We start from the raw sequence: 12578 nt of genomic DNA, 5'->3' as shown, positions 1-12578 counted from the left end.
CCAATCCTGCCGCAGCTTTCCTGCACGATTAGAAGTCCCCTGAGTCGCTTCGCGCCTTCCCGTTGCACGGCGCCCCCCAAGGGGGACGACGCCATCTCTGCCCCCTCTCTCCCGGAAGGCAGCTGCGTTCAATCCACCTTGATGTCGGCCCTGGCGGCCACGGCGCGCATCTGCGGCAGTTCGCGCTCGATGCGCTCCTGCAGCGCGCTGCCCGGACCCCATGCGGGCGACAGGCCGATGTCCACCAGCTTCTTCTTCATGGCCGGCTCGGCCATGGTGTCAGCCAGCGCCTTTTCCAGCTTCTTCTGGATGGGAGCGGGCAGGCCGGCCGGTGCGAGGAAGGCAAACCAGGTGTCCATGGCAAAGCCGGGGTAGCCGCTTTCGGCCACGGTGGGCACCTGGGGCAGCAGGGGCAGGCGCTGCGGGCCCAGCGCTGCGATGGGACGGATCTTGCCGGCCTTGATCAGCGGCGTGGTGGCCACCACCGTGTCCACGGCCACCTGCACCTGGCCGCCCATCAGCGCGGTGAGGCTGGGCGAGCTGCCATTGAAGGGCACATGCACCATGCGCATGCCCGTGGCGGTCTTGAGCATTTCGCCGCCGAAGTGCACCGAGGATCCCGTGCCGAAGGAGCCGTAGGACAGCTTGTCCGGATCGGCCTTGGCCAGGGCCACGAGTTCAGGCAGGGTGCGTGCAGGCGTTTCGTTGTGCGCCACCAGCACCAGCCCCATGTCGGCCACCAGGCCCAGCGGCGTGAAGCTGCGCAGCGGATCGTAGGGCAGCGGGTTGCGGATCACGGGGTTCAGCGTCAGCGTGGTGCTGGCGCCCAGCAGCAGCGTGTAGCCATCGGGCGGCGCCTTGGCCACCAGCGCGCCCGCCACCACGGTGCCCGCGCCGGGACGGTTTTCCACCACCACGGGCTGGCCCAGACGCTCTCCCAGCGATGTGGCCAGCAGGCGGCCCAGGATGTCGGTGGCGCCGCCGGGCGCAAAGGGCACGACCAGCTTGATCGGGCGATCCGGGTAGGACTGGGCCTGGGCATGCGCCAAGGGCAAGGCAAGCACAGCGGCGCCGGCCATCAGGCACGACAGAAAACGGGAACGGGACAAGGCCATGGCACGGATCTCCTGGGGAACGAGGGAACGGGAACCTGGGAACAGCTCAATGCGGCAATTCAGTCGTCAGTCGTCAGTCTTCAGTCGAGCAGCGGGCTGCGCACGCGCGACAAGCCGCTGGCCTGGTCATAGGCATGGCCGATCTGCAGCACGGCCAGGTCGGCCTGCGCCGGGCCGATGATCTGCAGCCCGGCAGGCAAGCCCTGCGGCCCGAAGCCCGCAGGCGCGGCCAGGGCCGGAAGGCCGGCCATGGTGGCAGGCACCACGGTCTGCATCCAGCGGTGGTAGGTGTCCATCTCGCGGCCGTCCACGGCGTGAGGCCAGTCCAGCGCTGCGTCGAAGGGAAAGACCTGGGCGGAGGGCAGCACCAGAAAGTCGTAGCTGTCGAACAGGCGGCGCAATGTTTCATACCAGGCCGAGCGCACGCGCGCCGCGTCATAGACGGCCATGGCCGGCAGCGTCAGACCGCGCTCGATTTCCCAGACGGCCTCGGGCTTGAGCAGGGCGCGTTTGGCCGGATCGTTGTACAAGGCGGCGTTGGCGCCGGCCACGCTGAAGCTGCGCAGGTCGATCCAGGCGCGCCACAGGCGCTCGAAATCGAACTGCGGCACGGCCTCCTCCACCGTGCAGCCTGCGGCCGTGAAATGCTGCAGCGCCGCCCGGCAGGTCTGCAGCAGGCCAGGCTCGGTGGGCAGGTGCCCGCCCAGGTCCCCCAGCCAGCCGATGCGCAGGCCCTTGCAGTCGCGCTGCAGCTGCGCGGTCCAGTCCTGGGGCGGCTCGCTGCGGCGGGTCAGCGGCAGGCGCGCATCAAAGCCTGCCTGCACGGACAGCAGCAGGGCCAGGTCGGGGATGTCGCGCGCCATGGGGCCGGCGACGCTGAACTGCTGGAAGAACACCTCTTCCGAGGGGCCATGCGGCACGCAGCCCACCGAGGTGCGCAGTCCGTAGACATGGTTGAAGGCGGCCGGCGTGCGCAGCGAGCCCATCATGTCCGAGCCATCGGCCACGGGCAGCATGCGCAGCGCCACGGCCACGCCGGCTCCGCCGCTGCTGCCGCCTGCCGATCGCGAAGGATCGAAGGCATTGCGCGTGGTCCCGTAGACCGGGTTGTAGGTATGCCCGCCCAGGCCGAACTCGGGCGAATTGCTGCGTGCCACGAAGAGCGCACCGCCTGCGCGCATGCGCTCGAACACCACGCAATCGGCCTGCGACAGCTGGTTCGCGAAGATCGGCGATCCCTTGGTCGTGACCATGCCTGCGGCCGGCATGATGTCCTTGGGCGCCTGCGGAAAGCCGTGCAGCGGCCCCAGGCTCTGGCCGCGCGCCAGCAGCGTATCCAGCTCGCGGGAGCGGCCGCGCAGCCAGTCCCGGTCCAGCGGAGCCACCAGCGCATTGACCACGGGGTTGAGCCGGTCGATCTGCGCGCAGTAGGCATCCAGCACTTCCAGGCAGGACAGCTCGCGGCCGTGGATGGCCTTGGACAGCGCGACGGCCGACATCTCCACCACGGCACCGCCCCCGGTGGCCAGACCCGGCTGCAGCGCAGCGGCGCTTGTGCTTGACTCCATGGATTTCCTCGTTTTTGTGACAGAACGAAGTCAGCATAAGCAGGCGAAAATATTTCGACAATCGCCATTTTCTCGGCTTATCGTTGCGTTTTCCGCAAACCATAAATGGGAGCCACATGCTTTCCAACCGCCTTCAGGACACGGCCCTGCGCTACTTTCTCGAAGTGGTGCGCAGCGGCTCGGTCAGCGATGCCGCCGCGCGGCTCAACGTCTCGCCCTCGGCCGTGAGCCGCCAGGTCGCCGGTCTGGAAGAGATGCTGGGCGTGCCGCTGTTCGAGCGCCGCCCGCGCGGCATGGCGCCCAGCCCGGCAGGCGAGCTGCTGGCCGCCCACGCGCGCCGCGGTGCGCTGGAGGCCGACCGCGTGGTCTCGGACATCGAGGCCCTGCAGGGCCTGCGCCGGGGCGTGGTGCGCGTGTGCAGCTCGGGCGGCTTTGCCATCGAATTCCTGCCGCGCGCCATGGCGCTGTTTCGTGAACAGTACCCGGGCATGCAGTTCCACCTGCGCGTGGAAGCGCCTGCCGCCGTGACCCAGGCCGTGCTGGGCGGCGAGGCCGATGTCGGCCTGACCTACAGCCGTGCGGCGGCACGCGATATCGAGGTCTGGCACCGCCAGGTCTCGCCCGTGGTCGCCATCATGCGGCCCGACCACGCACTGGCCCGGCATGCCAGCATCACCCTGGCCCAGATGCATCCCCATGCCATTGCCCTGCCCGAGGACGCCAACACCGCGCGCCAGCTGTTCGACATTGCCTGCAGCCACCGGCGCCTGGTGTTCGAGCCTGCCCTGGTCAGCGGCCAGTTCGAGACCCTGGTGCACTTCGTGCTGCATGGCGGCGGCCTGTCATTGGGTGGTGAGGTCACCATGCGCGAGCGTGTGCGCCGTGGCGAACTGCATGCGGTGCCCATACGCGAACGCGGCATGAATGCACGCGCCATCGAGCTGCAGACGCTGGCAGGCCGCACGCTGTCCAAGGGAGTGCGGGCCTTCGTGGAGCATCTGCGGGAGCTGCTGCCTCCCGGGTAAGAAGACGAAGTAGAAGAAGCAGAGAAAGACGGAAGGGATGGACTGCAGGCCGGCGCCCGTGCTCAGCCCTGCCCGACTTCCAGGTGGCACTGTGCCCAGTGCCACTGCGCCCGGCGCGTGGCCTCCCGCAGCCGCTGGGCCAGCACATGGCGAGCAGGCAGGCCGGGCAGATACTCGGCCATCTGGACGCCGCCGCGGCCCAGCTCCAGCAGTTCGATCTGCTCCGAGCTGTTGCCCGAGCACAGCATGATGCCCAGCGGCGCATCCTCGCCCGGCTCATGCTCATGCCGATCCAGCCAGCGCAGGTAGTGCTCCATCCGATCCTTGTCCTCGGCCGCGAATTCGCCCACCTTCAGCTCCACCGCCACCAGCCGCCGCAGCCTGCGGTGGTAGAACAGCAGGTCAAGCTGGAAATCCTGGTCATCCATCTGCATGTGCCTTTGCCGCGCCACCAGGCTGAAGCCCATGCCCGACTTCAGGAAAAAGGCTTCCATCTCGCGGATGACGGCCGCCTGCAGGTCGCCCTCCTGCCAGGCATCGTGCAGCCCCAGGAAGTCGAGGATGTAGGGATCTCGCATGAACAGCGCTGGCGACATGCGCTCGGTGGCTCGCTGCGTGGGCTCCTGCGCGACCAGCGTGTCCGTATCGAAGGACAGCACGGTGCGCTCGTACAGCCGGGAATCGATGCGGCTGCGCAGCGTGCGGGCGCTCCAGCGCTCAATGCTCGCCATGCTGGCGTAGTACTCGCGCTGCAGGGCGTCCTTGAGCGGAATCAGCGCGATGAAATGCGCCCAGCTCAACTGCCGCGTGGGCGAGATGACCAGGGGCTCATCAGGAAAGGTGGTGGAGAACTGCACCATGCGCCACAGGTTCTTTTCCGAGAAACTGCCGCCATAGCCCTGGACCAGATGCCCGGCCAGGGAGGGCAGGACCTTGTCGCTGCAGCCGGCCTGCCGCACCTCGGATTCGCAGTCATGGATGTGCTGGCCGATATGCCAGTACAGCAGGGTCATTTCGCTGTTGATGGTGGAAGCCACCCGAAGCCGCGCGGCCTCGATCAGGTCGCGGACATCACCCAGCAGGGTCTGCGCCGCCGCGATCGCGGGAGAAACGGATATCTTGCGAGTGGCCATGCGGTCGCCCCCTCCTGGTGGCGTGTTGTCTGTATGTGTGGTGTCGGCGGAATCGATCCGGCCCACTATTGCCATGCGGCCCCAGCACGTCAACGCCGCAACGGCATAACCAGACTATCTGGCCCTCGCAGACATCAAAAACCAGAACAGTCCTAGAAATCACACTTGCACGACAATGCTCGCCACATCGATGGACACGCGCTTCCCACAATGAAAACCACCAGCATCGAACCCTTCTTCGCCACACTCAAGGCCGCCAACCCCTCGCCCCAGACCGAGCTGGAATACACCAACGTGTTCGAGCTGCTGTCTGCCGTGCTGCTCTCGGCCCAGGCCACGGACGTGGGCGTGAACAAGGCCACGCGCAAGCTGTTTCCCGTGGCCAATACGCCCCAGGCCATCCTGGACCTGGGACTTGAAGGGCTGGAGGGCTACATCAAGACCATCGGCCTGTACCGCAGCAAGGCCAAACACCTGATGCAGACCTGCCAGATCCTGGTCGAGCGCCACGGCGGCCAGGTGCCGCGCACGCGCGAGGAGCTGGAAGCCCTGCCCGGGGTGGGCCGCAAGACGGCCAACGTGGTGCTGAACGTCGCCTTTGGCCAGCCCACCATGGCCGTGGACACGCACATCTTCCGCGTGGGCAACCGCACGGGCCTGGCGCCAGGCAAGACGCCGCTGGCCGTGGAAATGCAGCTCATGAAGCGCGTGCCGGCGGCCTATGCCGTGGACTCGCACCATTGGCTCATCCTGCTGGGCCGCTACGTCTGCCAGGCCCGCAAGCCACGCTGCTGGGAGTGCGTGGTGGCGCCGTACTGCGACTACTCGCCCAAGACGCCTGCCCCGGCTGCGGGCAAGCGCTGAGCCTCAATCGGCCTTGAAGCCCGTGGCCGCCACGGCCTTGCCCCAGGTGGCCGTGTCGGCGCGCATGATGCGGGCGAGTTCGTCGCCCGTGGTGCCCGTCACGCGGAAACCGGCTTCTTCCAGCCGGCTGCGGCTGTCGGGCTGCTGCAGGGCGCGCACGATGTCGGCCTGCAGCCTGGCCACGATCTCGGGCGGTGTCTTGGCGGGCGCGACCACGCCGAACCAGGAATTGAACTCCAGCGACGGATAGCCCTGCTCCCGGATGGTGGGCAGCTCGGGCATGGACTGGGTGCGCGTGGCGCCCGTGCTGCCCAGGGCCGTGAGCTTGCCGGCCTTGACCTGGGGCGCGGCCAGGGCCGCCGTGGCGAAGACGGCCTGCACGTCGCCGCTGAACAGGCCGCCCAGGGCATCGTTGGTGTTCTTGTAGTGCACCGGCTCGGGCTTGAGCTGCACGGCATTGCCGAACATGAAGGCGCCGAAGTGGCCGGGCGTGCCGGCGCCGAAGGTGGCGATGAACAGCTCCTTGCGCTGGCGCGCCCAGGCCACGAAATCGGGCACATTGAGGGCCGGCACTTTCTGCGGATTGACCAGCAGCACGAAGTCGGAGGTGACGACCTGGCTGACGGGCACAAAGTCCTTTTGCGGGTCGTAGGGCAGGCGCTGGTAGGTGTTGGGCGCAATGCTGAGCTGGCCGGTCTCGCCCAGCATCAGCGTGTAGCCGTCAGGCACGGCGCGTGCCGCCTCGCTGGCGGCGATGAGGCCGCCAGCGCCCGGCTTGTTGTCCACGACCACGCCCAGGTTGCCCCATTGCTCGGAGAGTTTCTGCGCGAGCAGGCGCGCCACGATGTCCGGCCCCGTTCCCGCAGGAAAGCCGACGAGCAGGCGCACAGGCTTGCTCGGAAAGGCCGGCTGGGCGCCGGCCACGGTCCAGGGCGCCAGCCCGGTGGCCAGCACGGCGGCAAGTGCGCAGGCCACGGCGGTGCGGCGCGACTTCGATGCCTGGTTTTTCATGTGTCTTGTCTCCTGCATTGTGGGTATCGAGAGGGGAAAGGCGCGGCTCAGAGCAGTTCGTGAAAGCGCATCTGCACGCGGTCGGGATGGCGCGCGCCGGTGCCGAAGAACAGGCGTTCGTTGATCCAGGCCAGCGCACGGCTGGCCGTCTCCATGCGGGGCGCGCAGCGGAAATAGATGTGCACGGGGTCCACGGGCTCGCCGCGTGCCAGCTTTGCCATATGGGCCGGGTCGCCGCTGCGCAAGGCCTGGTTGCAGACATAGATCAGGTCGCCGGCATCGGTCTCCAGCACATAGCGCGCATCGAGCTCGGCCAGCCCGCCGTGCACGATGCGCTGGAAGTCCGCGCCTCCGGGCAGCACGCGCGCGCTCCAGCCGTCGCCTCGGGCCGTGCCGCCCAGGATGGGGATCAGCCGGCGTCCCCCGTGGACGGTGGCACCGACCTCCTGCGGCGGGCCCACCTGCACGCTCAGGTCGGCGAAGAAGCGAAAGCGCGGATCGGGCAGGGCCGCAGGGTGCGGCACGTTGTCTGGCATGGTTCTAGGGCTCCGGTGAATGGGATCGGGACCTAGCATAAGCACCATTGCCCGGGCAGGCCGTCATCCCGGAAGATGACAGCGCCCTGCCCGCCCCTGCCTTCCCCCTTGAGACACTGGACCTGCCCCTCCCCCGCCCTTGACGCCAGCGCCTTGCCCGGCCAGGCGTCCAGCCATGCGCTGGGCCAGATGGTGTGCAGCCTGGGTGGGCCGGGCTTCGCCCTGCAGGTGCTGCAGGCCATGAACGCGCTGCTGCCTGTCGCCTCCTGGTCGGTCTACCGCACGGGGCAGCGCAGCCGGCCGCAGCTGTTCCTGTCGGCCAGCAGCGAGGCGCGCGACACCACGCGCGAGTGCTGGCGCGCCTATCTCTCAGGCCCCCATCTGCGCGACAGCACGTGGAAGCACGGCGGCACAGCGCCGGCACGCAGCACGGCGCTGTGCCACATCACGGCCCAGGAGGTGGAAGGCGAGCACCGCGCCCTGGTCTACGACGCGCACGGCATGGCCGAGCGGGTGTCCATCGTCGAGCATCAGGACGACGGCGGTGTGTTTGCCGTCAATTTCTATCGCCACCAGCACCAGAGGGCACTGGGCGATGCGCAGATCGGCTGCTTCGAGAGCATGGCGCCCGTGCTGCTGGCCCTGGCGCACAAGCACATTGCGCTGACACAGGCGCAGCCTGCCGTGGCTGCGGCATCGGCGTCCCCAGCCCCCCAGCCCAGACAGCGCCAGACATTGCCCGCCCTGCGCATGCGCCTGCTGCAGGCACAGCCCGGCCTCACGCCGCGCGAACTCGATGTGTGCGCCCGTTTGCTGCAGGGCATGACGCACGAGGGCATTGCCTGCGACCTGTGCCTGAGCCTGCCCACCGTCAAGACCTACCGCAACCGCGCCTTTGCACGGCTGGGCATCCACTTTCGCAGCGAGCTGTTCGCGCTGGCCATGGAGCCGCAGGGCTGAAGGGGCCGGGGCTCAGTCCAGCGAGGCGCCGGAGTCCTTCACAATGCGCGCCCACTTGGCGATGTCCTCGCGCAGCAGGGCCGCCATCCGGTCCGGTGACACGGGCTTGTCGGCCGGGCCGGCCAGCTCCACGCCGGAGGCTTCGAGCTTGCCGCGCAGATCGCCGGCCGCCAGCGCGCGGGCCATGCCGTCCTGCAACTGCGCCAGCACCGGCGCGGGCACGCCTTCAGGAGCAAACAGCCCCACCCACAGCGTGCCGTTGTAGCCGGGCACGGTCTCGCCAATGGTGGGCACATCGGGCAGCAGCGGCGATCGCGCCGCGCCGCTCACGGCCAGCGCACGCAGCCGGCCGGCCTGGATATGGGGCAGCGTTGATGGCAGGCTGCCGAACAGCAGCGGCACCTGCCCGCCCAGCACATCGTTGAGCGCGGGCGCCACGCCCTTGTAGGGCACGTGCTGCAGCTGGATGCCCGCCATGCTGTTGAGCATCTCGCCCAGCAGATGGTTGAGCGTGCCGTTGCCGGCCGAGGCATAGCGGAACTCGTCGGGCCGGCCCCGGGCCATGGCGATCAGCTCGGGCACGGATTTGGCCGCAAAGCCGGGATGGGCCAGCAGCACATTGGGCACGGAGCCGATCAGGCCGATGGGCCGGAAGTCCTTCACCGGATCAAAGCCCGGCTTGCGGTACAGCGCGGGGTTGATGGTCTGGCTGCTGCTGATGGTCATCAGCAGCGTATGGCCGTCGCGCGGCGCCTTGGCCACGGCCTGGGTGCCGATGTTGCCGCCCGCGCCGGGCCGGTTCTCGACCACCACGCTGGCGCCCAGCACCTCGGCCAGCTTCTGGCTGACCAGCCGGCCCACGATGTCGTTGGTGCCGCCCGGCGCCTGCGGGACGATCATCACGATGGGCCGCGCGGGCCAGGCCTGGGCATGGCCCAGCAGGGGCAAGGCGAGTGCGGCGGCCACCAGGCTTCGGCGGCGCAAAAGGCTCGACGGCAGGGGAAAGGAAGAATCCGGCATGGTCATGTCTCCATTCGTTCTTGTCGCAAGCCCGCATGGTTGCCCGTGCCGAGCCGGCGCACAATCGCGCATTTCCTGACCCGGCCTTCGGAATTGACAAAGCCTTGACCCCGCCCATGCCCTCTTCGCCCTTCATGCCCCTCATGCACTTCGACCTGACGGACCTGCGCCTGTTCGTGCATGCCGCCGAACTGGGCAGCCTCACGCGCGCCTCGCAAAGGCAGCACCTGTCCCTGGCCGCAGCCAGCCTGCGCATCAAGGCGCTGGAGGAGCAGGCGGGCATGCCCCTGCTGTACCGCGAGGCGCGAGGCGTGCGGCCCACGCCGGCCGGCGAAGCCTTCCTGCACCATGCGCGCGGCATGCTGCTGCAGTCAGAGCAGCTGCGCCACGACCTGCAGGAGTACGGCGCCGGCCTGCGCGGCCATGTGCGGGTGTTTGCCAACACCACGGCTGTCACCGATTTCCTGCCCGAGATCCTGCCCGCCTTTCTTGCCGACCACCCGCGCGTGAACGTGGACCTGCAGGAGCGGCCCAACGCCGAGATCGCGCGCGGCGTGCTCGACGGCCGGGCCGACCTGGGCATCGTGGCCGGCCAGGTGGACACGCTGGGCCTGCAGACCATCCACTTCAGCACCGACCGGCTGGTGCTGGCCACGCCGCGCGGCCACCGCTTTGCGCGGCGCAAGCGCATTGCGTTTGCCGAGACGCTGGACGAGGACGCCATCGGCATGCAGCAGGGCAGCACGCTGCAGACATTTCTGGCAGGTGTGACCGAGCGCCTGGGCAAGCCCATGAAGCTGCGCATACAGCTGTCCAGCTTCGACGCCATGTGCCGCATGATCGGCGCCGGCGTGGGCATAGGCATCGTTCCCGATAGCGCTGCGCGGCGCAACCGCGAAAGCATGGGGCTGGCGCTCATCGATCTGACCGACGCCTGGAGCGTGCGCGAGCGCCGCATCCTCGTGCGCGACCAGGGCCGGCTGCCGCGCCATGCGCAGGCCCTGATCGAGGTGCTGCAGGCCTACTACGCCGCGCCTGCCGTCTCCTGAGCCTGCGACGCACCCTGCTCCATCAGGCTGGACAGCGAAAGAACCTGCCCGCCGCCCGCATCGAAGTTGCCCGGCTCCAGCCAGCGCTGGTAGGCCGCGCGCAGCGCCGGCCATTCGCTGTCGATGATGGAGAACCAGGCCGTGTCGCGGCTGCGGCCCTTGTAGACCACGGCCTGGCGGAACACCCCCTCGAACCGGAAGCCCAGGCGCGCCGCTGCGGCACGCGACGGCGCGTTCAGGCTGTCGCACTTCCACTCGTAGCGGCGGTAGCCCAGCTCGTCGAAGGCGCGCTGCATCAGCAGGAACTGCGCCTCGGTGGCCGCACGCGTGCGCTTGAGCTGGCGCGAGTAGCAGACAAAGCCCACTTCCACCACTCCGCTGGCCGTGTCCACGCGCATCAGCGCCAGCGAGCCGATGGCACGGCCCGTGGCCAGGTCGATGACGGCGTGGTGCAGCGGGTCATCGCTGGCCTGGGCGGCCTCGGCAAAGCGCAGATAGGCCTGGGCATCCGCGAAGGGGCCCACCGACATGTAGGTCCAGTCGCTGGCGTCCGGCGCCTGGCTGAAGGCATCGAACAGATCGGCTGCATGGCGCGCGGCGGACAGCGGCTCCAGCCGGCAGTAGCGGCCTTGCATGGGCGTGCGCGGCGGGCGCTGGCGTGGGGTCCAGTTGGGAAGGTCGTGGCCTACGGGTTGGGAGTGGGCATTGAGTGCGGGGGGCATGGGAGATTCCTGGTCAGGTCATTTGGCAGGGCCACGATAGCGCTGGCGTGGCATCATTGAAAGCGCCATATCCCCCTTATTTCATGGTGCCACGCCATCCATTGCATGCACGCCTCCGACCTGCTGACCAGTCCCTTGCAATCCGGCCCTGGAGCGGCTCCCCGCCAGCGCCAACTGATCCAGCGCCTGAAGCAGGCCATCCTGGCGGGCCGCCTGCCGGCCGGCGACCGCCTGCCGGCCTCGCGCGCCCTGTCGGAGGATCTGGGAGTCTCGCGCAACACCGTGCTCATCGCCTACGAGCAACTGGCGGCCGAAGGCTATGTGGTCGCCGACCGGCAGGGCACGCGCGTGGCGGCTGTATCCACCCATTCCACGGCAGCCGCCGAGGCGGCAGCCGCGCCCCCCTGCGCACCCCGCACGGCCCGGCGCCTGGACCGCATCGCGCCCACGCGCCATGCCATCGACCGCAGCCTGCCCCTGACGCCGGGCACGCCCGCGCTGGACAGGTTTCCCCTGCCCGCCTGGCGCCGTTCGCAGGACCGCGCATTGCGCCTTCCCGCCAGCGCCACGCTGGACTATGGCGATCCTGCGGGCGAGCCCGCACTGCGCCAGGCCATTGCGCAGCACCTGCGCATCTCGCGCGGCGTGCGCTGTGATGCCTCGCGCATCATCGTCACCGAAGGCGCCCAGGGTGCGCTGGACCTGTGCGTGCAACTGCTCACCAACCCGGGCGACCATGCCTGGCTGGAGGAGCCCGGCTACCGGGGCGCCAAGTCGGCCTTTGCGGGGGGAGACCTGTGCGTCAGCACACTGCGCGTGGATGCGGATGGCGCAGCCATCGCGCCCGGCCTGTGGGACAGCCATCCTCCACGGCTGATCCAGATCACGCCGTCGCACCAATATCCCACGGGCGCCGTGCTGTCGGTGGCGCGCCGGCTGGACCTGCTGGAGCGCGCGCGCCGCGCGGGGGCCTGGATCATCGAGGACGACTACGACAGCGAATTCCGCCACCAGGGCACGCCCATCGCCGCCATGCAGGGCCAGGTGCCGGACGCGCCCGTGCTCTATGTGGGCACCTTCAGCAAGACCATGTTCCCGGCACTGCGCCTCGGCTTTGTGGTGCTGCCGCAGGCCCTGGCCACCAGCGCGGCATCCGCCGTGCAGGAGATGCTGCGCGGCGGCCATCGACTGGAGCAGCTGGCCATGGCGGACTTCATGGACAGCGGTCAGTTCTCGCGCCACCTGGGCCGCATGCGGCGCCTGTACCGCGAGCGCCAGGCGGCCCTGCGCGAGGCGCTTGCCACGCAACTGGGCGTGGAGCATGAGGTGCTGGGCGGCCACGGCGGCCTGCATTTGACCGTGCGGCTGCCGCCGGACCTGTCCGACAGTGCCATCGTGGAGCAGGCGCGGCGCGCCGGCATGAACCCGGGCGCCCTCTCGTCCTTCGCCCTGGCACCGCTGCCCCAGGACAACGGCCTGGTGATCGGCTATGGCAACACCGATGCCGCGCGCTTTGGCGCGCTGGTCAGGCGGCTGGGCAAGCTGGCAGCGGCTGCATTGCAGCGCTAGCCGCAG

Annotated in this window: 12 protein-coding genes; 5 read left to right on the top strand and 7 right to left on the bottom strand. The window is 69.1% G+C overall.

Features of this window, described 5'->3' with window-relative positions:
* Positions 1 to 128: 128 nt before the first annotated feature.
* Together ACF8O7_RS03785 and ACF8O7_RS03780 are read right to left on the bottom strand one after the other, a co-directional pair.
* Complete coding sequence (locus ACF8O7_RS03785; RefSeq protein ID WP_047472522.1) at positions 129 to 1115, bottom strand: tripartite tricarboxylate transporter substrate binding protein; 987 nt, start codon at positions 1113 to 1115, stop codon at positions 129 to 131.
* An 80-nt stretch (positions 1116 to 1195) separates the two neighbouring features.
* Positions 1196 to 2683: an amidase gene (locus ACF8O7_RS03780; RefSeq protein ID WP_126312390.1), complete on the bottom strand. Its 1488-nt coding sequence runs from the start codon at positions 2681 to 2683 to the stop codon at positions 1196 to 1198.
* Positions 2684 to 2799: 116 nt separating this feature from the next.
* On the opposite strand from ACF8O7_RS03780, the gene ACF8O7_RS03775 reads away from it, so the two are divergent.
* Entirely contained in the window at positions 2800 to 3708 is a 909-nt protein-coding gene (locus tag ACF8O7_RS03775; RefSeq protein WP_016445247.1) for a LysR family transcriptional regulator, read from the top strand.
* 62 nt (positions 3709 to 3770) lie between these two features.
* Here ACF8O7_RS03775 and ACF8O7_RS03770 read toward each other — a convergent pair whose 3' ends face one another.
* Positions 3771 to 4841 (bottom strand): YhcG family protein, encoded by a 1071-nt coding sequence (locus tag ACF8O7_RS03770; RefSeq protein WP_074922995.1) that lies wholly within the window; start codon positions 4839 to 4841, stop codon positions 3771 to 3773.
* 210 nt (positions 4842 to 5051) lie between these two features.
* Here ACF8O7_RS03770 and nth point away from each other — a divergent pair, with 210 nt between their 5' ends.
* Complete coding sequence (nth, locus tag ACF8O7_RS03765) at positions 5052 to 5705, top strand: endonuclease III (RefSeq protein ID WP_017406542.1); 654 nt, start codon at positions 5052 to 5054, stop codon at positions 5703 to 5705.
* 3 nt (positions 5706 to 5708) lie between these two features.
* Here nth and ACF8O7_RS03760 read toward each other — a convergent pair whose 3' ends face one another.
* Both ACF8O7_RS03760 and ACF8O7_RS03755 read right to left on the bottom strand, forming a co-directional pair.
* Positions 5709 to 6716, bottom strand: coding sequence for a tripartite tricarboxylate transporter substrate binding protein (locus ACF8O7_RS03760; RefSeq protein ID WP_126311804.1), 1008 nt, complete (start codon positions 6714 to 6716; stop codon positions 5709 to 5711).
* Positions 6717 to 6763: 47 nt separating this feature from the next.
* A complete protein-coding gene (locus ACF8O7_RS03755) occupies positions 6764 to 7252 on the bottom strand; it encodes a DUF3237 domain-containing protein (RefSeq protein WP_392442397.1) in 489 nt (162 codons plus the stop codon).
* Between the two features lie 189 nt (positions 7253 to 7441).
* Between ACF8O7_RS03755 and ACF8O7_RS03750 the strand changes: the two genes are divergently transcribed.
* The gene (locus ACF8O7_RS03750) at positions 7442 to 8212 is read left to right on the top strand and encodes a LuxR C-terminal-related transcriptional regulator (protein WP_126311896.1); all 771 of its coding nucleotides are present in this window, start codon (positions 7442 to 7444) and stop codon (positions 8210 to 8212) included.
* A gap of 12 nt (positions 8213 to 8224) precedes the next feature.
* Here the strand turns inward: ACF8O7_RS03750 and ACF8O7_RS03745 are convergent, their stop codons facing one another.
* Positions 8225 to 9232 carry a tripartite tricarboxylate transporter substrate binding protein gene (locus ACF8O7_RS03745; protein WP_392442395.1) on the bottom strand — a complete coding sequence of 336 codons (1008 nt, stop codon included), beginning with the start codon at positions 9230 to 9232 and terminating at the stop codon, positions 8225 to 8227.
* 143 nt (positions 9233 to 9375) lie between these two features.
* Between ACF8O7_RS03745 and ACF8O7_RS03740 the strand changes: the two genes are divergently transcribed.
* Positions 9376 to 10281, top strand: a complete 906-nt coding sequence (locus ACF8O7_RS03740) for a LysR family transcriptional regulator (protein ID WP_392442594.1) — start codon at positions 9376 to 9378, stop codon at positions 10279 to 10281.
* On the opposite strand, the gene ACF8O7_RS03735 is transcribed toward ACF8O7_RS03740, so the two are convergent.
* Positions 10257 to 11003, bottom strand: coding sequence for a GNAT family N-acetyltransferase (locus ACF8O7_RS03735; RefSeq protein ID WP_392442392.1), 747 nt, complete (start codon positions 11001 to 11003; stop codon positions 10257 to 10259). The genes ACF8O7_RS03740 and ACF8O7_RS03735 overlap by 25 nt on opposite strands.
* A gap of 105 nt (positions 11004 to 11108) precedes the next feature.
* On the opposite strand from ACF8O7_RS03735, the gene ACF8O7_RS03730 reads away from it, so the two are divergent.
* A complete protein-coding gene (locus ACF8O7_RS03730) occupies positions 11109 to 12572 on the top strand; it encodes a PLP-dependent aminotransferase family protein (protein WP_392442389.1) in 1464 nt (487 codons plus the stop codon).
* Positions 12573 to 12578: the final 6 nt, after the last annotated feature.

The organism is Delftia sp. WSY_16, from assembly GCF_043104415.1.
GTDB lineage: Bacteria > Pseudomonadota > Gammaproteobacteria > Burkholderiales > Burkholderiaceae_C > Comamonas > Comamonas tsuruhatensis.
This window is presented reverse-complemented; position numbering and strand designations above follow the sequence as displayed.

Bases quoted from the DNA above. Each gene is read 5' to 3' on its own strand.
- ACF8O7_RS03785 (WP_047472522.1), bottom strand. From the start codon at position 1,115: ATGGCCTTGTCCCGTTCCCGTTTTCTGTCGTGCCTGATGGCCGGCGCC.
- ACF8O7_RS03780 (WP_126312390.1), bottom strand. From the start codon at position 2,683: ATGGAGTCAAGCACAAGCGCCGCTGCGCTGCAGCCGGGTCTGGCCACC.
- ACF8O7_RS03775 (WP_016445247.1), top strand. From the start codon at position 2,800: ATGCTTTCCAACCGCCTTCAGGACACGGCCCTGCGCTACTTTCTCGAA.
- ACF8O7_RS03770 (WP_074922995.1), bottom strand. From the start codon at position 4,841: ATGGCCACTCGCAAGATATCCGTTTCTCCCGCGATCGCGGCGGCGCAG.
- nth (WP_017406542.1), top strand. From the start codon at position 5,052: ATGAAAACCACCAGCATCGAACCCTTCTTCGCCACACTCAAGGCCGCC.
- ACF8O7_RS03760 (WP_126311804.1), bottom strand. From the start codon at position 6,716: ATGAAAAACCAGGCATCGAAGTCGCGCCGCACCGCCGTGGCCTGCGCA.
- ACF8O7_RS03755 (WP_392442397.1), bottom strand. From the start codon at position 7,252: ATGCCAGACAACGTGCCGCACCCTGCGGCCCTGCCCGATCCGCGCTTT.
- ACF8O7_RS03750 (WP_126311896.1), top strand. From the start codon at position 7,442: ATGGTGTGCAGCCTGGGTGGGCCGGGCTTCGCCCTGCAGGTGCTGCAG.
- ACF8O7_RS03745 (WP_392442395.1), bottom strand. From the start codon at position 9,232: ATGCCGGATTCTTCCTTTCCCCTGCCGTCGAGCCTTTTGCGCCGCCGA.
- ACF8O7_RS03740 (WP_392442594.1), top strand. From the start codon at position 9,376: ATGCACTTCGACCTGACGGACCTGCGCCTGTTCGTGCATGCCGCCGAA.
- ACF8O7_RS03735 (WP_392442392.1), bottom strand. From the start codon at position 11,003: ATGCCCCCCGCACTCAATGCCCACTCCCAACCCGTAGGCCACGACCTT.
- ACF8O7_RS03730 (WP_392442389.1), top strand. From the start codon at position 11,109: ATGCACGCCTCCGACCTGCTGACCAGTCCCTTGCAATCCGGCCCTGGA.